Genomic DNA, 18,154 nt, shown 5'->3' with positions numbered 1-18,154 from the left:
GGACGGATTTCCGTCCACGCGGTGATGGTTGGCAGCCAAATCATCCGGCAAGCACGCGGAGCCCCATCCCTGACCCGAAGGAGCCGCCATGTCTCAAGATGCCTGTCTCATCGACGATCCCCGCTTCGACCCCTCACGCGTGATCCAGGCGCCGCGCGGCACGACGCTCAGTTGCAAGAGCTGGCTGACCGAAGCGGCCTACCGCATGATCCAGAATAACCTCGACGCCGAGGTCGCGGAAAACCCGCAGCATCTCGTTGTCTACGGCGGCATCGGGCGCGCGGCCCGCAACTGGGCCTGCTACGACCAGATCCTGGCCAGCTTGCGCGAGCTCGATGACGACCAGACCCTCCTGATCCAGTCCGGCAAACCGGTGGGCGTGTTCCAGACCCACGCGGACGCCCCGCGCGTGCTGCTGGCAAATTCCAACCTGGTACCCAAGTGGGCCGACTGGGCGCATTTCAACGAACTCGATCGGCGCGGCCTGTTCATGTACGGCCAGATGACGGCCGGCAGCTGGATTTATATCGGCACGCAGGGCATCGTGCAGGGCACTTACGAAACCTTTGCCGAAGCAGGGCGCCAGCATTTTGGCGGCGACATGCTCGGGCGCTGGATCCTGACAGCGGGCCTGGGCGGCATGGGCGGCGCGCAGCCGCTGGCCGCGAGCTTTGCCGGCGCCGTCTCGCTCACCGTCGAATGCCAGCAAAGCAGCATCGATTTTCGGCTGCGCACGCGCTACCTGGACAAGCAGGCGCGCGATATCGACGAGGCGCTGGCCCTGGTTGCGCAGCACACGGCGCAGCGCGAAGCCGTCTCCATTGGCCTGCTCGGCAACGCCGCCGACGTGCTGCCGGAACTGGTGCGCCGCGCCAGAGCCGGCGGCATCAAGCCCGACCTGGTGACCGACCAGACCTCGGCCCATGACCTGATCAACGGCTACCTGCCAAGCGGCTGGAGCGTGGCCGAATGGCAGGCCGCGCAGCGCGACCCGGGCCAGCACGCGCGCCTGACGCGCGACGCGGCGGCGTCGTGCGCGCAGCACGTGCGCGCCATCCTCGATTTCAAGGCGATGGGCTGCCACGCGGTCGACTATGGCAACAATATCCGCCAGGTGGCCAAGGACGAAGGCGTGCAGGATGCGTTTGACTTTCCTGGTTTTGTGCCGGCGTACATCCGGCCGCAGTTCTGCGAAGGGCGCGGGCCGTTTCGCTGGGTGGCGCTGTCGGGCGACCCCGAAGACATCTACAAGACCGACGCCAAGATCAAGGAATTGTTCCCGCACGACGCGCGCGTGCACCGCTGGCTCGACATGGCGCGCGACCGTATCGCGTTCCAGGGCCTGCCGGCGCGCATCTGCTGGCTGGGCCTGGGCGAACGCCACCTGGCGGGCCTCGCGTTCAACGAGATGGTGCGCACGGGCGAACTGAAGGCGCCGATCGTCATCGGGCGCGACCACCTCGACACCGGCTCGGTCGCCAGCCCCAATCGCGAAACCGAAGCGATGCGCGACGGGACCGATGCGGTGTCCGACTGGCCGCTGCTCAATGCGCTGCTCAACACGGCCGGCGGCGCCACCTGGGTCTCGCTGCACCATGGCGGCGGCGTGGGCATGGGCTATTCGCAGCACTCGGGCGTCGTCATCGTGGCCGACGGCACCGACGCCGCCGCAAAACGTCTGGCGCGCGTGCTGGTCAACGACTGCGGCTCGGGCGTCATGCGCCACGCCGACGCCGGCTACGACACCGCCATCGACTGCGCCCGGCGCAATGGCCTCAATCTTCCGATGATCAAATAAACCCATGAACGACTTCATTCTGCAACCCGGCCAACTGGCCCTGGGTGACCTGCGCGCCGCCTGGAGCGCGCACACGCCATTGACCCTGGCCCTTGATGCCTGGGGCGACATTGCCGCTTCCAGCGCGGCCGTCGCTGCCATCGTCGCCAAAGGCGAGCCGGCCTACGGCATCAACACGGGCTTTGGCATCCTGGCCAAGGCCCATATCCCGGTCGAGCAGCTGGCCACGCTGCAGCGCAACCTGATCCTGTCGCATGCGGTGGGTACGGGGCCGCTGATCGACGACCAGATTGTTCGCCTGATCCTGCTGACCAAGATCGGCAGCCTGGCGCGCGGCTACTCGGGCGTGCGGCCACTGATCGTCGAGACGCTCATTGCGCTGTACAACGCCAACATCATGCCGGCCATTCCGGCGCAGGGATCGGTCGGGGCATCCGGCGACCTGGCGCCGCTGGCGCACATGACGCTGGCCATGCTGGGCGTGGGCCAGGTACGCCACAACGGCGTGCTGGTCGATGCCGGCGATGCGCTGGCGGCGGCCGGCATCGCACCGGTCGTGCTGGGCGCGAAAGAGGGCCTGGCGCTGATCAACGGTACGCAGGTCTCGACCGCGCTGGCGCTGCACGGTTTATTCCTGGCCGAGCGCCTGCTCGAAGCGGCGATGGTCACCGGCGCGCTGTCGGTCGACGCCGCGCGCGGCAGCGACGCACCGTTCGACGCCCGCATCCACGCGGTGCGCGGGCAGCCGGGCCAGATCGCGGCGGCCGCCATCTACCGCGAGCTGGTGGCCGGCAGCGCGATCCGCGCCTCGCACCTGGTCGGCGACGAACGCGTGCAGGATCCGTACAGCCTGCGTTGCCAGCCGCAGGTAATGGGCGCGGTGATGGACCTGATCGGCAATGCCGGCCGCACGCTGCTGATCGAGGCGAATGCCGTCACCGACAACCCCTTGCTGTTCACGGATGGTGATGCCGGCGTCATTCTTTCTGGCGGCAACTTCCATGCCGAGCCGGTGGCGTTTGCCGCCGACTCGCTGGCGCTGGCCATCGCCGAAATCGGCGCACTGGCCGAACGCCGTATCGCGCTGCTGATTGACGCCAACCTGTCCGGCCTGCCGGCGTTCCTCGTGCGGGAGCCGGGCCTGAATTCCGGTTTCATGATCGCCCACGTGACGGCGGCGGCGCTGGCGTCCGAAAATAAATCGCTGGCCCATCCCGCCAGCGTCGACAGCCTGCCGACGTCGGCCAACCAGGAAGATCATGTCAGCATGGCCACCTTCGCGGCGCGCCGTCTTCACCAGATGGCGCACAATACCTGCGTGATCGTGGGCATCGAATTGCTGGCCGCTTGCCAGGGCATCGAGTTCCACCGTCCGCTGCGCACTTCGCAGACGCTGGAATCCGTCCACGCGCAGCTGCGCGCGCAGGTCGCGCCGTACGATGCCGACCGCTTCTTTGCGCCGGACATCGAGGCGGCGCGCACGATGGTGTGGCAGGGGGCAGTATCGGCGTCGTGCAAGGCGCTGTTTACGACGCTGCATCCGTAAATCAACCAGGGAGTTGCAATGGAATTCCGCTTCAAGGCAGGCAGGCTTCCCATGCTGGTATCGATGCCGCATGCGGGCACCGATATTCCCGACGAGGTGGCGGCCAGCCTGGCGCCGTGCGCGGCTGCGCGCGCCGACACCGACTGGCATTTGCCCGAACTGTACGGTTTTCTCGAAGAGATGGGCATCTCGACCATCTCGGCGCGCTGGTCGCGCTACCTGATCGACCTGAATCGCCCGCCCGAAAACACGAACCTGTATCCGGGCCTGGATACCACCGGCCTGTGCCCGCTCGATACATTCGGGCGCGAGCGTCTGTACCGCGCCGGCATGGAGCCGGATCAGGCCGAGGTGCAACGGCGCTTGGAACGTTACTGGCAGCCGTATCACACGCAGTTGCGCGCGGAACTCGACCGCCTGAAGATGGAGCACGGGCGCGTGGTGCTGTGGGACGCGCACTCCATCGCCTCGGTCGTCCCGCGCTTTTTCGACGGCACGCTGCCCGACCTGAATTTCGGCACGGCCGACGGCACATCCTGCGCGCCGGGCCTCGAAGCCGCAGTGCTGGACGTGGCGCGCGCGCAGGAGCGCTTCTCGATCGCGCTCAATGGCCGCTTCAAGGGCGGCCACATCACGCGCCACTACGGCGCGCCGGCGCTGGGCGTACATGCGATCCAGCTCGAGAAATGCCAGTACCTGTACATGAACGAGGCGCCGCCGTTCGCGTACCGGCCAGCGGTGGCCGCAACGCTGCAGCCGCTGCTGCGCGACATGGTCAAAGCCGCCGTGGATTGGGTGCGGCCATGACAGCGCTGTTCGCGCGCCACGCGCTGCTGCCGCAGGGCTGGCAGCGCGATGTACTGCTCGAATGGGACAGCGGGGGCGACCTGACGCAGGTCGCGCCCGGCGCGCGCCCGCCCCTGAACGTGGCGCGCGCCGAGTACGTGCTGCCGGGGATGGTCAACCTGCACTCGCACGCGTTCCAGCGCGCGCTGGGCGGCCTGACCGAAACGGGCAGCGAAGGCCCGGACAGCTTCTGGACCTGGCGCGACCTGATGTACCGCTTCGCCGCGCGCATCACGCCGGAGGGGATCGAAGCCATCGCCGCGCAGCTGTTCGCCGAGTGCCTGCGCCATGGCTACACGTCGGTCTGCGAATTTCATTATCTGCAGCGCGCTGTCGATGGCGCCAGCTATGCGCGGCCCGCCGAAACCGCAGAGCGCGTGGCCGCGGCCGCCCAACTGGCCGGCATGGGCGTGACGCTGCTGCCGGTGCTGTACAGCCATGCAGGTTTCGGCGCGCAGCCGCTCACGCCGGGCCAGGCACGCTTTCGCACCGACGTCGACGCCGTGCTGGGCATCGTCGATGCATTGGCGCCGCTGCGGGGTGGCCAGTTTGAGGTGGGCGCCGCGCCGCACTCGCTGCGCGCGGCCGGCATCGATGCGATCCGCGCGCTGGCGGCGGGCCTGCCCGCTGCACGGCCGCTCCACATCCACATCGCCGAACAAGAGACCGAGGTGGCGCAGTGCATCGCGCACACGGGCCAGCGGCCCGTGCAATATCTGCTGGACCAGATTGCACCAGACGCGCGCTGGTGCCTCGTGCACGCGACGCACCTGGATGCGGCAGAAGTGACGGCGCTGGCGGCCAGCGGCGCCGTCGCCGGCCTGTGCCCGACCACCGAGGCCAATCTGGGCGACGGCCTGTTCCCGCTGGCGCCCTATATCGCCGGCGGCGGGCGCTTCGGCATCGGCAGCGACAGCCATGTTTCGCAAAGTCCCGTCGAAGAATTGCGCTGGCTCGAATACGGCCAGCGCCTGCAGCACCGGCAGCGCAATGTGGCGCACGTGCCAGCGCAGCGCAGCGTCGGCGACTATTTGTGGCAAGCTGCGTTGACCGGTGGTGCGCAGGCCACTGGCCGGCGCGTCGGTGCGCTGGCGGCAGGGCGGCGCGCCGACCTGCTGGTGCTGGACGCCCAGCATCCGAACCTCGACGGCGTGGACCACGCCGAGGTGCTTGGCCGCATGGTATTTTGTGGTAACGATAACCTCGTGCGCGACGTGCTGTGCGGCGGGCGCTGGGTCGTGCAGGGCGGCCGCCACCGCGCGCAGGAGGCGATTGCCGCGCGCTACCGCCAGGCGCTCAGGGATTTGCGTTCTTAAAAAGGTGACCACATGACTGTCTTGATTCCGTTTGCAGGCCTGGCCCCGGTACCGTGGAAAAACGGCGGCGGCAACACGACCGAGATCGCAATCGGCCCGCTCGATGCGGGCTTCGACGATTTCGACTGGCGCGTCAGCCTGGCCACCATCGCCGAAGACGGCGCGTTCTCGCAGTTCGAGGGCGTCGACCGCACGCTGGCGCTGGTCGACGGCCACGGCATGACCTTGCAGATCGATGGCGAGCCGACCCTGATCACGCATGCCGAGCCGGTCGTGGCGTTCGACGGCAGCTCGGAAGTGCGGGCCAAGCTCAATCGCGGGCCGACGACCGACTTCAATGTCATGTCGCGCAGCGAGCGCTGTTATCACCAGTTCGGCCGGCGGCGCCTGAGCGGCGACTCGACGTTCATCGCGCGCGCCGAGATCACGGTGCTGTTCCTGGCCGAAGGCGACAGCCTGCAGCTGGCCAGTGACAACGAGCGCATTGGCCTGGTGCGCTACGACGCGGTGGTGCTCGACCAGGGCACCGTCTGGACGCTCGAGGCGGGCCAGGCCACCATCTATATCGTCGACGTCCACTATTATTCCGACGATGATGATGACGACGACGCGGGGATGTATGACTGACCTGCTGTTGTCCAACGTGCATCTGGCCACGATGGACGACGGTTACGGCGTGTTGCACGACGCCGCGCTGGCGGTCAAAGATGGCCGCATCGCCTGGATCGGCGCGCGGCGTGATGCGCCGCCGGCCGCGCGCGAACACGACTGCGGCGGCGCCTGGCTCACGCCCGGCCTGATCGACTGCCACACCCACATCGTCCATGGCGGCAACCGCAGCGACGAATGGGAAGCACGCCTGAACGGCGCCACCTATGAAGACATCGCGCGCCAGGGCGGCGGCATCATGGCCACCGTGCGTGCCACGCGCGCGCTGGGCATCGATGCGCTCGTCGCTGCCAGCCTGCCGCGTGTGAAGGCCTTGCTGGCCGAAGGCGTGACGACGCTCGAGATCAAGTCGGGCTATGGTCTCGCGCTGGATGCCGAAGAACGCATGCTGCGCGCGGCGCGCCGCATTGGCGAACTGCTGCCCCTGCGCGTCGTGACCACGTTCCTGGGTGCGCACGCGCTGCCGCCCGAATTCGCGGGACGCGCGGACGACTACATCACCGATGTCTGCGACGTCATGCTGCCCGCGCTGGCGGAGCAGGGCCTGGTCGATGCAGTCGATGCGTTTTGCGAGCGCATCGGCTTTACCAACCCGCAGAGCGCGCGCGTGTTCGACAAGGCACGCGCACTGGGCCTGCCGGTCAAGCTGCATGCCGAGCAGTTGTCCGACCAGGGCGGCGCTGAACTCGTGGCGCGCCATGGCGGTTTGTCGGCCGATCATCTGGAACATCTGAGCGAACAGGGCATTGCCGCGATGGCGCGCGCCGGTACGGTGGCTGTGCTGCTGCCCGGTGCCTATTACTATCTGCGCGAAACAGTGATGCCGCCGATCGCCGGCTTGCGCGCCGCCGGCGTACCGATGGCGGTGGCCACCGACTGCAATCCCGGCACCTCGCCGCTGACGTCATTGCTGCTGGCGCTGAACATGGCGTGCACGCTGTGGCGCCTGACGCCGCAAGAAGCGCTGCTGGGCGTGACCGTGCACGCGGCGCGTGCGCTCGGTCTGCAGGGCGAGATCGGCACGCTCACGGTCGGCAAGCGCGCCGACCTGGCGTTATGGAACATCGCGCGACCTGCTGATCTTGTCTACGCGATCGGCTTCAATCCCTGCAAAGCCGTCATCCATGGTGGTGTCTTTCGCACCATCGGCTGAGCTTTTGATCGCCCGCAAAGCCATCATCTGCGTTTCAAAGAAGATGAATTTCCCGCCTTGTAAATAAAACGGTGACCGCCGTAAGCAAATGTAAGGCTTAATCAATCGTTAAGGATCGCTGGCTATAGTCCTTCTCGTGATTCAACTTCTCCCCTCCCCATTTGCCAAAATGGGTTTTCCCACGGCGCCAACGCGTCGTGGGTTTTTCTTTGTCGGTCGGGTTTGAAGCGTTGCCGTCATCGGCAGAATCAGCTGCGCTCGGCCAGCGCCGTCAGGCTTTCACCCGTCACGCGGCAGATGCGCCACTCGGGCATCACGTCAGCACCCATCGCCTTGTAAAAATTGATTGCAGGCTCGTTCCAGTCAAGCACCGACCATTCGAAACGCCCGCAGCCGCGCTCAACGGCCAGCTGCGCCAGCCGTTGCAGCATGCGCGTGCCGATGTTCTTGCCGCGATGCGCTTGCTTCACATACAGGTCTTCGAGATACAGGCCCTTCTTGGTGAGGAAGGTCGAGAAGTTATGGAAGAACAGTGCGAAGGTGACGACCTCGCCGTGTTCTTCGCCGACGATGGCTTCGCACGACGGGTGGGTGCCGAACAGGCCTTCGTGCAGCAGGGCTTCGGTGGCCACGACCATGTGTTCGAGTTTTTCGAACACGGCCAGTTCCACGATCATGGCGTGGATGTGGGTGACGTCATCAGGACGGGCAGGGCGGATGGAAAACGGGGCAGCAAGGGTCATGGCGATTCGATGGGATTGTTCAGGTTAGCGGATTGGACACTCTTCGGTGCGGGTGCGCGCACGGCCCAGGCCACGCTCGCCAGGCACACGATCATGCCGAGAAATTCAAGCGCGCCGGGCCGGTAATCTTCGAGCAGGACCGACAGCAGCACCGACAGCACCGGCGTGACGACGCCGATGTAGACGGCCTTGTTGGCACCGATGCGTGCGATCAGCGTGAAGTAGGCGAAGAAGGCGACGACGGAGCCGAAGATCGACAGGTAGAACAGACCGGCCCAATAGGTGCCGCTGTCGGGCAGCGTGAAGGCGTCGCCGTTCGCGACCGACCACAGCGCCACCATCGACGCCCCCCACAGCATCGACCACGCCATCGTCAGCGGCAGGTTCGCGCACTGCTGCTTGACCTTGGCGACGACGATGCTGCCGGCCGAGCTGGCCATGGTCGCAGCCAGCGCCAGCACGACGCCCGCGATGAAGTGACCGTTGCCGCCGGCCTGGATCGCCTGCCAGGCGTCGCCGATCGCGTGCCAGAACAACAGCGCGACGCCGGCCGTGGCGGCTGCGCCGCAGGCCCAGGTGCGGCGGTTGATGGCGGTGCCGAAGAAGAGGCGGCTCCAGATGGGTGTCCAGAACACCATCAGCGCAAACATCACGGCCACCAGGCCGGAGACGACGTGCTGCTCGGCGTGGTAGGTGCAGATATACGAGATGCCGAAGGTCAGGCCGCCCTGCAGCGCCATCCAGCGGTGCGTGCGCCATGGCAGGCTCAGGCGTTCGCGGCGCACGAGGCATACGGCGAACAGGGCGGCGGCGGCAAGGAAGAACCGGTAGGCCACCGACACCGCCGGCGCGGTGTGTCCCAGTTGCAGGGTGATGGCCCAGAAGGTCGAGCCCCAGATCAGGGACGCGATGATAAACAGGATGGGGGAAGACATCGCGGGAGTATAGATGGCCCGCCACGTTCCTGTCGGCATCAGCTCATCGACCGGCGTCCCCGATGTAGTAGAAATGCAACATCACCAGGCAACCCGGATGCGCCGGTACAGGATGCTCAGCACGAACAGCGGCCCGATCAGCAAGAAGCGCAGATCGTCGAAGAACGATGGCTTCTTGCCTTCGATATGGTGGCCGACGAACTGGCCGATCCAGGCCGCCACGAACACCCCGATCGCCGTCGGCAACACGGTCCCGTCCGGCAACATGGCCAGCAGTGCCAGCATGGCGCCGGCCATCACGGCCATGCCCATGGCGAACCTGCGCGACAGCTTGCTGTAATACACCAGCGCCACCGCCACGACCAGCAGCGGCACGACGGGATGGAGCGCCCACAGGATGCCCAGCAGGCTGAACACGATTGCCGGAATGCAGACGATGTGGATCAGCTCATTGACGGGATTGCGGTGGCTCTCGCCATAGCGCGCCAGCAAGACATCGATGGCGCGGGGCGTGGATGCGGTGTGCATGGCGGCGTCTCCTGGTATTTTGTAAGGACGATTCTACCGCTGCTGTCCCCCGTGCGCCGGCCTATCTGTGCGGCAGCGCCGGGATGGGCGCCGTGGTGTCGGCCGGCTGCATGCGCAGATGGGCATGGTTCGCGAACAGCTCGGACACCCATTCGACGAACACCCGCACCTTGGCGGACAAATGGCGGTTGTGCGGATACACCACGTGCACGGGAATCGGATCGCAGCGCCACTCCGGCAGCAACCGCACCATCTTGCCGGTAGCGAGCTGCTCGGACAAAAGATAGTCGGTCATATTGATCACGCCCAGGCCGGCCAGGCCCGCCTTGATATACGCATTCGAATCGTTGAGCGCGATGGCGCCGGGCAGCATGACCTCGATGCGCTCGCCGTCGCGGGTAAAGTCCCAACCGCTGACCTTGCCCGACTTGGAAGAAAAATAATTGACGCAGCGATGGCGCTCCAGATCGTTCGGATGCAGCGGCATGCCGAAGCGCTCGATATACGAGGGCGCCGCACAGGTGACGAAATTGATCACGCCAACGCGGCGTGCAATCAGGCTACTGTCGATCAGGTCGCCACCGCGCACTGCGCAGTCGACGCCTTCCTCGACCAGGTCGACCGGACGATCGGTGCTGCCCATCTCCAGCGTGATATCGGGGTAGCGCGCGAAAAAATCGGGCAGGGCCGGAATCAGGATCTCGCACGTCAGGCCGGTGGGTGCATCCACCCGCAGCCGGCCACTGGGGCTGAAGCGGTGGCGTGTGAGCGATTCTTCGGCGTCGCGCACGTCCGACAGGATCCGCACGCAGCGCTCGTAATAGGCGGCGCCGTCCGAGGTCACGGACACATGGCGGGTCGTGCGATGCAGCAGGCGCGAGGCGAGCGACGTTTCCAGTGCCTGAATCAGGGTCGATACGGTTGCCTTGGGCATTTGCAGCGTATCGGCGGCGCGCGTGAAGCTGCCCGCATCGACGACTTGCACGAACACTTCCATGGCTTGCAGCTTGTTCATCCGGGTTTTCAGTCAAAAATCATGCCATTGTTCAGGAATCTGAACAATCAATTCGGTATTGCCATCTTTATCCGATTGTAGATCAAGATTATTATGTGTGCATCGCAACAAATTTTTACTTGAGAAGACGGAGCAGGACATGAGTATTCGAGACGGCATTTTTACCACGGTTGCAGTCACGCTTAGCGGCGTCGCGCTGGCGGGATTGCTTTGCACGGATGCTTACTCCCGCGCCGCCGGCGCCGAAGCACGCGGTGTGCGGGCGCTGTCGATGCAGATGCAGATGCAGATGAGCTGCGTGGGCGATTGCGCCATCGTCGACGAACGCATCGTCGAACTCGAGCTCGGGCGGGTCGCGCGATGAACGCCGTGGGCGGTGTCCCGGAGCGCGCGCTGAAAGTACGCGACCTCGAGGTCGCGGGCGCCACCGGGCCTCTGCCTGCGCGCCTGTACGCCGCCGGCCCGGCCGCCAAGCGCGACATGCTGGTCGTGTTCTACCACGGCGGTGGCTTCGACAGCGGCGACCTCGATGAGGCGGACGACTTCCTGCGCTCGCTGGCCGAATGCGATCATCTGCCGCTGGTACTGGCGCCGAGCTACACGCTGGCCACCGTCAGCCCGTTCCCGGCCGCCGTCGAGGATGCGCATGCGGTCCTGCAGTGGGCCAAGAAGAACAAGGCCAAGCTCGGCTGGAACGGCAAGCTCCTGGTGACGGCCGGCATCGAAGCCGGCGCCAACCTGGCGGCCGTGTGCGCGCTGATGTCGCGTGACCGTGGCGGCCCGGCACTCGCCGGCCAGATCCTGGTCATGCCGATGCTCGACCCGGCCCTGAGCACCGGCTCGATGCGCCAGCTCACGCAATGCTCCGACCGCGAAAAGGCCGCCACGATCTGCGCCGAAGCCTATCGCGGCTATTTGCCCCACGCAGCCGACCGCTCGCATCCCTATGCGGCGCCGCTGCATTCGAGCCGCCTGAAGAACCTGGCGCCGGCGCTGATCCTGTCAGCCGAAGACGATCCGCTGCGCGACGAAGCCGAGCTGTATGGCGCAAAACTGATCAATGCCGGCATCTGCACCACGGTGCGGCGCATGGCGCCAGCCGACCTGCAAGACCCGAATGGTCGCAATGAGTGCGCCTGCAAATGGCAGGCGATGGGCGAGATCGCCAACTTTCTGGCACGGCTGGAAGGGCGGCAGGGGGCTTGATGCAGCCGGGGTGTTCCGATTACGTCATCACAACAATGACGTAGGGTGGGCGGGTTACCCGCCCACGCGTTCAACGAACGATGGCGTGCCACAACCGGATGAGTTTGAACGCGTGGACGGCGTAGCCGTCCACCCTACGATGCTGCAGCCAGAACGGTAAGTAAGAGTTCATCACAATAAGAAAGTGCGAATGAATCACAGCACCCAGTCGCAGCATCTGCCTTGCAGCTAACGCACGGCCATCCGCCGGACTAAGCCACCGGCTCTACATCAGATAACGGGAATTTTTTCCACGCTTCGGCGCGGAAGGGGATTCGTTTTGCCTGCGTTTCGTCTGGCCCCACACGCCAGCAACGCGGGACGAGGTTCTATTGTCTTTTTTTTATCGTCGTATTTCATCGTCGTATTTCATCGTCGTATTTCATCGTTTCTAATAAGAGGGTTAATCATGAATAACCAATCAGGGATGGGCAAACTGCGCGTCATCATCGCCGCGCTGGCAATCGCAGGTCTCGCGGGCGCCGGTCTGACCGGCTGCGCGGATGCCACCAGCAACGACGCACCGGCAGCGGCAGCACCTGGCGCGCCGCCAGTCACGAGCGCGGTCGTCATCCAGCGCGCCGTGACCGAAACGCAGGAATTCTCGGGTCGCCTGGAAGCGATCGAAGTCGTTGCAATCCGTCCCCGCGTGTCGGGTTACATCACCGCCGTGAACTTCAAGCCGGGCGCCGAAGTGAAAAAGGGCGAGGTTCTGTTCGTGATCGATCCACGGCCTTACCAGGCCGAAGCGGACCGTACGAAGGCCGTCGCCGCTGCTGCGCAGGCACGCGCCGGCCTGGCCCGCCTTGAACTGCAGCGCGCCGAACTTCTGCTGGCCGACAAGGCCATCGCCCAGCGCGAGTTCGACGAACGTTCGGCCGGCCAGAAAGAACTGGATGCGAGCGTGCGCGCCGCCCAGGCTGAACACGAAACAGCGCGCCTGAACCTGGCCTACACCCGTGTCACCTCGCCGATCGACGGGCGCGTCTCGAAGGCCGAGATCACCCTGGGCAACCTGGTGGATGCTACTGCGGTCCTGACCTCGGTGGTCTCGCTCGAGCGCATCTATGCCAGCTTCGATGGCGATGAAGCCACCTACCTGCGCGTGTCGCGCCGCACCCATGCCGGCCAGCCGGTGGACGTGAAGGTGGGCCTGGCCGGCGAAGAAGGCTTCCCGCACAGCGGCAAGCTTGAATTCGTCGACAACCAGTTGGACAGCCGCAGCGGCAGCGTGCGCATGCGCGCCACGCTGGCCAACACCGACCGCGCGCTGGCGCCGGGCCTGTTTGCCCGCGTGCAGATCGCCGGCGGCGCGCCGACCCCGCAGATCCTGATCGTCGACCGCGCCATCAACACCGATCAGGACCGCAAGTTCGTCTACGTCGTCGACAAGGACGGCAAGGCCGAATACCGCAGCGTCAAACTGGGCCCGCTGGACGACGGTTTGCGCATCGTGCGCGAAGGCCTCAAACCTGGCGAAAAGATCGTCGTCAACGGCCTGCAGCGCGTGCGCCCGGGCGCCCCGATCGCGGCGCAAGTCGTGCCGATGGTGGCCAACGCGGCACCAGCAGCGGCAGCGGCCACCCCAGCGGCTGCAACGGGAGCATAAATCGCCATGAACTTTCCTAAATTCTTTGTCGACAAGCCGATCTTCGCGGTCGTGCTGTCGGTGATCATCTTCGTCGCCGGCCTGATCTCGATCTTCATGCTGCCGATTTCCGAGTACCCGGAAGTCACGCCGCCATCGGTGGTGGTGCGCGCGCAGTATCCGGGCGCGAACCCGAAGGTCATCGCCGAAACGGTGGCCACGCCGCTGGAAGAGCAGATCAACGGCGTCGAAGACATGCTGTACATGTCGTCGCAAAACACGTCCGACGGCGCGCTGGCGCTGACCGTCACCTTCAAGATCGGCACTAATGTCGAGCAGGCCGAGACCGCGGTGCAGAACCGGGTCCAGCGCGCGCTGCCACGGCTGCCCGAAGAAGTGCGCCAGATCGGCGTGACGACCGTGAAGTCGTCACCGAATCTCACGATGGTGGTCCACCTCAATTCCCCGGACGGCCGCTACGACGACCTGTACCTGCGCAACTACGCGGTGCTGAACGTGAAGGACCAGCTGGCCCGCATCAAGGGCATGGGCGAAGTCCAGCTGTTCGGCTCGGGCGACTACGCGATGCGTATCTGGCTCGATCCGCAGAAAGTCGCCGCGCGCGGCCTGACTGCGGGCGACGTCATCGACGCGATCCGTGAACAGAACGTGCAGGTCGCAGCCGGCGTGATCGGCCAGGGCCCGGCCAAGGACGCCGACTTCCAGCTCACCGTCAACACGCAAGGCCGCCTGCAAAGCACCGACGAATTCGGGGACATCGTCCTGAAAACCAATGCCGAAGGCGGCACCACGCTGCTCAAGGATGTTGCGCGCATGGAGCTCGGTTCGAGCTCGTATGCACTGCGCTCGCTGCTGAACAACAAGTCGGCCGTCGCGATCCCGATCTTCGCCGCCCCTGGCGCGAACGACCTGCAACTGTCCGCCGACGTGCGCACGACGATGGAAGCGCTGTCGCAGGAGTTCCCGGAAGGCGTGAAGTACTCGATCGTGTATGACCCGACCCAGTTCGTGCGCGAGTCGATCAACTCGGTCATCGTGACGCTGTTCGAAGCGGTCGTGCTGGTCGCGCTGGTGGTCATCATCTTCCTGCAGACCTGGCGCGCCTCGATCATTCCGCTGCTGGCCGTGCCGGTGTCGGTGGTCGGTACCTTTGCCGTGATGCTGGCCTTTGGCTTTTCGATCAATACGCTGTCGCTGTTTGGCCTCGTGCTGGCCATCGGCATCGTGGTCGACGATGCGATCGTGGTGGTGGAAAACGTCGAGCGCAATATCGCCGACGGCTTGAATCCGCGCGACGCCACCATCCAGGCCATGAAGGAAGTCAGCGGGCCGATCATCGCCATCGCGCTGGTGCTGTGCGCCGTGTTCGTGCCGATCGCGTTCGTCTCGGGCCTGACCGGCCAGTTCTATCGCCAGTTCGCACTGACCATCGCGATTTCGACCGTGATCTCGGCCTTTGCCTCGCTGACGCTGGCACCGGCCCTGTCGGCTGCCTTGCTGAAACCGCACAATGCGCCGAAAGACCGCCTGACGCGCATGATCGACGCCGTGCTGGGTCGCTTCTTTGCCGCCTTCAACCGCTTCTTCGGCCGCTCGTCGGTGCGCTATGAACACGGTGTGAAAGGTGTCCTGCGTCGTAAGAGCGCTTCGGTTGCTGTCTACCTGGCGCTGGCCGTGGCTGCGGTGTTCATGTTCAAGGCGGTCCCGCCGGGCTTCGTGCCACCGCAGGACAAGGCGTACCTGATCGGCTTCGCGCAACTGCCGGACGCCGCCTCGCTTGACCGCACCGACGCCGTGATCCGTCAGATGTCGAAGATCGCCCAGGAGATTCCCGGTGTCGAATCGTCGATCGCTTTCCCGGGCCTGTCGATCAACGGCTTTACCAATGCGCCGAACGCCGGCATCGTGTTCGTGGGCCTCAAATCGTTTGATCAGCGCAAGGACAAGGCGCGAAGCGCCGAGGCCATCGCCGCCGAGATCAACAAGCGCATGGGCGCCGTCGAAGATGCGTTCGTGATGGTGCTCTCGCCGCCGCCGGTCAATGGCCTGGGCACGACGGGCGGCTTCAAGATGATGATCGAAGACCGCGGCAACGTCGGCTACGAAGAGCTGAACAAGGCAGTGCAGGCGCTGACGGCCAAAGCGGCGCAGACGCCGGAACTGGCAGGCGTGTTCTCGGGCTTCCAGATCAATGTGCCGCAGCTGTACGCGGACATCGACCGCGTCAAGGCCAAGCAATTGGGCGTGCCGCTGGCGAGCATCAACCAGACCTTGCAGGTGAATCTGGGCTCGCTGTACGTGAACGACTTCAACCAGTTCGGCCGCACCTACCAGGTGCGGGTGCAGGCTGACGCGCCGTTCCGTTCGCAGCGCGAGCAGATCGAGCAGTTCAAGGTGCGCAGCAATACGGGCGAGATGATTCCGCTGTCGTCGATGATGCGCGTGAAGGATACCTATGGCCCGGACCGCGTCACGCGCTACAACGGCTATGTCTCGGCCGAGATGAATGGCGGCGCCGCGCCCGGCGTGTCGTCCGGCCAGGCGCAGGCGGCGATGGAACGCATCGCGAGAGAAGTGCTGCCGAAGGGCGTGTCGTACGAATGGACCGAGCTGACCTACCAGGACGTCCTGTCCGGTAACACGATGATCTATGTGTTCCCGCTGTGCGTGCTGCTGGTGTTCCTGGTGCTGGCGGCCCAGTACGAAAGCTGGACGCTGCCGCTGTCGGTGATCCTGATCGTGCCGATGTCGATCCTGTGTGCGCTCATCGGCGTCAAGCTCACCGGCGGCGACAACAATGTGTTCACGCAGATCGCGCTGTTCGTGCTGGTCGGGTTGGCGTCGAAGAACGCGATCCTGATCGTGGAATTTGCGCGCGAGCTGGAAGACCATGGCCGCAGCGTGGTCGAGGCAGCACTTGAGGCGAGCCGCCTGCGCCTGCGTCCGATCCTGATGACGTCGATCGCGTTCATCGCCGGCGTGGTGCCGCTGGTGTTTTCGAGCGGCGCCGGCGCCGAGATGCGCCACGCCATCGGTGTCGCCGTGTTCTGGGGCATGCTGGGCGTGACCTTCTTCGGCCTGTTCCTCACGCCGCTGTTCTACGTGTTGCTGCGCTCGCTGGCAAAGCGTTTTGAAAAACCCGTGCACGCCGCCCCTGCGGTGGCGCGCAGCGCTGAAGGAGTGCACTGATGAATACGATGATTGCCAGGGGCGTCGCGCCCCTGCTTGCAGCCCTGCTGCTCACGGCCTGCGCCACGCCCGACTTCGTGCAGCCGCACGTGGCCACGCCGGACGCGTTCCGCGAGTCGCAGGCACCAGCGCCGGCGGCGGAAGTGGCCGGCATCGACGGCGCGCGCTGGAAACCGGCGCAGCCGGCCGAGCAGCAGCCGCGCGGCCAGTGGTGGCTGGCCTTCAACGATCCGGCGCTGACCGCGCTGATCGAAGAAGCCGCCGCCAACAATGCCAACCTGTCGGTCGCGGCCAGCCGCGTCAAGCAGGCGCGCGCGATTGCCGGCATCGCCGAAGCGGATCGCAGCCCGCAGGTGGGCGTGGGCATCGGCGCTCAGCGTGCGCGCCTGTCGCCGCGCGAATCGAACCTGCCGCAAGGCGTGGGTACCGAGGCTTACACCAGCTACAGCGCGCGCCTGTCGGCCAGCTACGAGGTCGATCTGTTCGGCCGCGTGGCGGCCGGCGTGTCGGCGGCGCGGGGCGATGCGGCGAGCTCCGAAGCCAACTTCCGCTCGGTGCTGCTCGCCTTGCAGGCCGACGTGGCGCAGACCTATTTCAGGCTGCGTGCGCTCGATGCCGAACTGGTGACGCTGGCCGATACGGTGCGCCTGCGTGAAGAAAGTATCAATGTTACGCAGCGCCGCTTCGACCTGGGCGATATCGGTGAATTCGATCTGTCGCGCGCCCGCACCGAGCTGTCCACGGCGCGCGCCGAAGCCATCGGCGTGCAACGCCAGCGCGCCACGACCGAGCATGCGCTGGCGGTCTTGCTGGGTAAACCAGCGGCCGCCTACGTGGCCGGCCCGAGCCCGCTGCTCGATGCGAGCCTGATGCCGGCGATTCCTGCCGGCCTGCCGTCGTCGCTGCTCGAGCGCCGGCCCGACATCGTCGCCGCCCAGCGCGCGATGGAAGCGTCGAACGCCCGCATCGGCGTGGCGCGCGCCGCGATGTTCCCGGCCTTGACCATCAATGCCGATGGCGGCGGCGTGGGCGGCGTGTTCTCGGAAGTGTTCAAGTGGAGCAGCCGTTCGTGGGTGCTCGGGGCCCTGGCCTCGATGCCGATCATCGACGGTGGCCGCAACCGCAACAATGTCGTGCGCAGCGAAGCGGTGCTCGAGGAATCGGTGGGCACCTATCGTCAGAGCGTGCTGGTGGCGTTCGCCGAGGTCGAGGACAACGTGGCCGGCCTGCGCATCCTGGCGGGGCAGGCCGGTGAGATCGACGCGGCCGTGGTGTCGGCCCGCCGCTCGGCCGACCTGGCGCAGAAGCTGTACGACGCGGGCCGCTCGAGCTATCTCGAGCTGCTCGACGCCCAGCGCAACCTGGCCGTGGTCGAGCGCACGGCGGTGCAGCTGCGCGGTGACCGCGCGCTGACGACGGTGGCGCTGATTCGCGCGCTGGGTGGCGGCTGGGATGCGGCGCAGCCAGTCAATGCGGCGGTGGCGCAACGCTGATTTTTAACGACGAGAGTTGTTTGCCCTTGGCGGCGGTGCGCGTGAGAGTGCCGCCGCTTTTTTTCGCTT

General features: G+C 65.8%; 15 protein-coding genes. 11 read left to right on the top strand and 4 right to left on the bottom strand.

Annotated features, from left to right (window positions below; all coding sequences use genetic code 11):
- Positions 1-88 precede the first annotated feature (88 nt).
- Genes hutU through hutI form a run of 6 tightly spaced genes read left to right on the top strand, consistent with a single transcriptional unit; the run spans position 89 to position 7,328 of the window.
- A complete protein-coding gene (gene hutU, locus RCH14_RS11110) occupies positions 89-1,798 on the top strand; it encodes a urocanate hydratase (RefSeq protein WP_343026179.1) in 1,710 nt (569 codons plus the stop codon).
- A 4-nt stretch (positions 1,799-1,802) separates the two neighbouring features.
- A complete protein-coding gene (gene hutH / locus RCH14_RS11105) occupies positions 1,803-3,344 on the top strand; it encodes a histidine ammonia-lyase (protein WP_343026178.1) in 1,542 nt (513 codons plus the stop codon).
- Between the two features lie 18 nt (positions 3,345-3,362).
- On the top strand, positions 3,363-4,151 hold the full coding sequence (hutG, locus tag RCH14_RS11100) for an N-formylglutamate deformylase (protein ID WP_343026177.1): 789 nt from the start codon (positions 3,363-3,365) through the stop codon (positions 4,149-4,151).
- Entirely contained in the window at positions 4,148-5,506 is a 1,359-nt protein-coding gene (locus tag RCH14_RS11095) for a formimidoylglutamate deiminase (protein WP_343026176.1), read from the top strand. Before hutG ends, RCH14_RS11095 begins: the two co-directional genes overlap by 4 nt.
- Before the next feature lie 12 nt (positions 5,507-5,518).
- The gene (locus tag RCH14_RS11090; protein ID WP_343026175.1) at positions 5,519-6,133 is read left to right on the top strand and encodes a HutD family protein; all 615 of its coding nucleotides are present in this window, start codon (positions 5,519-5,521) and stop codon (positions 6,131-6,133) included.
- Positions 6,126-7,328 (top strand): imidazolonepropionase, encoded by a 1,203-nt coding sequence (hutI, locus tag RCH14_RS11085; protein ID WP_343026174.1) that lies wholly within the window; start codon positions 6,126-6,128, stop codon positions 7,326-7,328. The genes RCH14_RS11090 and hutI overlap by 8 nt, the downstream gene beginning before the upstream one ends.
- A 248-nt stretch (positions 7,329-7,576) precedes the next feature.
- Here the strand turns inward: hutI and RCH14_RS11080 are convergent, their stop codons facing one another.
- From RCH14_RS11080 to RCH14_RS11065, 4 genes are all read right to left on the bottom strand, one after another.
- Complete coding sequence (locus RCH14_RS11080; RefSeq protein WP_343026173.1) at positions 7,577-8,071, bottom strand: GNAT family N-acetyltransferase; 495 nt, start codon at positions 8,069-8,071, stop codon at positions 7,577-7,579.
- Positions 8,068-9,006, bottom strand: coding sequence for an EamA family transporter (locus RCH14_RS11075; RefSeq protein ID WP_343026172.1), 939 nt, complete (start codon positions 9,004-9,006; stop codon positions 8,068-8,070). Before RCH14_RS11075 ends, RCH14_RS11080 begins: the two co-directional genes overlap by 4 nt.
- A gap of 81 nt (positions 9,007-9,087) precedes the next feature.
- Positions 9,088-9,534 carry an Mpo1-like protein gene (locus RCH14_RS11070; protein ID WP_343026171.1) on the bottom strand — a complete coding sequence of 149 codons (447 nt, stop codon included), beginning with the start codon at positions 9,532-9,534 and terminating at the stop codon, positions 9,088-9,090.
- Between the two features lie 61 nt (positions 9,535-9,595).
- Positions 9,596-10,549, bottom strand: coding sequence for a LysR family transcriptional regulator (locus tag RCH14_RS11065; protein WP_343026170.1), 954 nt, complete (start codon positions 10,547-10,549; stop codon positions 9,596-9,598).
- 139 nt (positions 10,550-10,688) lie between these two features.
- On the opposite strand from RCH14_RS11065, the gene RCH14_RS11060 reads away from it, so the two are divergent.
- The 5 genes from RCH14_RS11060 to RCH14_RS11040 all read left to right on the top strand — a co-directional run bounded on the left by RCH14_RS11060 (position 10,689) and on the right by RCH14_RS11040 (position 18,085).
- Positions 10,689-10,913, top strand: coding sequence for a hypothetical protein (locus RCH14_RS11060; protein ID WP_343026169.1), 225 nt, complete (start codon positions 10,689-10,691; stop codon positions 10,911-10,913).
- The gene (locus RCH14_RS11055) at positions 10,910-11,755 is read left to right on the top strand and encodes an alpha/beta hydrolase (RefSeq protein WP_343026168.1); all 846 of its coding nucleotides are present in this window, start codon (positions 10,910-10,912) and stop codon (positions 11,753-11,755) included. The genes RCH14_RS11060 and RCH14_RS11055 overlap by 4 nt, the downstream gene beginning before the upstream one ends.
- Positions 11,756-12,203: 448 nt before the next feature.
- The gene (locus tag RCH14_RS11050) at positions 12,204-13,403 is read left to right on the top strand and encodes an efflux RND transporter periplasmic adaptor subunit (protein WP_343026167.1); all 1,200 of its coding nucleotides are present in this window, start codon (positions 12,204-12,206) and stop codon (positions 13,401-13,403) included.
- 6 nt (positions 13,404-13,409) lie between these two features.
- Positions 13,410-16,592, top strand: a complete 3,183-nt coding sequence (locus tag RCH14_RS11045) for a multidrug efflux RND transporter permease subunit (protein ID WP_343026166.1) — start codon at positions 13,410-13,412, stop codon at positions 16,590-16,592.
- Positions 16,592-18,085 (top strand): efflux transporter outer membrane subunit, encoded by a 1,494-nt coding sequence (locus RCH14_RS11040; RefSeq protein ID WP_343026165.1) that lies wholly within the window; start codon positions 16,592-16,594, stop codon positions 18,083-18,085. Before RCH14_RS11045 ends, RCH14_RS11040 begins: the two co-directional genes overlap by 1 nt.
- The last annotated feature ends 69 nt before the right edge of the window (positions 18,086-18,154 follow it).

It is taken from the genome of Massilia sp. MP_M2 (assembly GCF_039123635.1).
In the GTDB taxonomy this organism is placed as follows: domain Bacteria; phylum Pseudomonadota; class Gammaproteobacteria; order Burkholderiales; family Burkholderiaceae_D; genus Telluria.
This window is presented reverse-complemented; position numbering and strand designations above follow the sequence as displayed.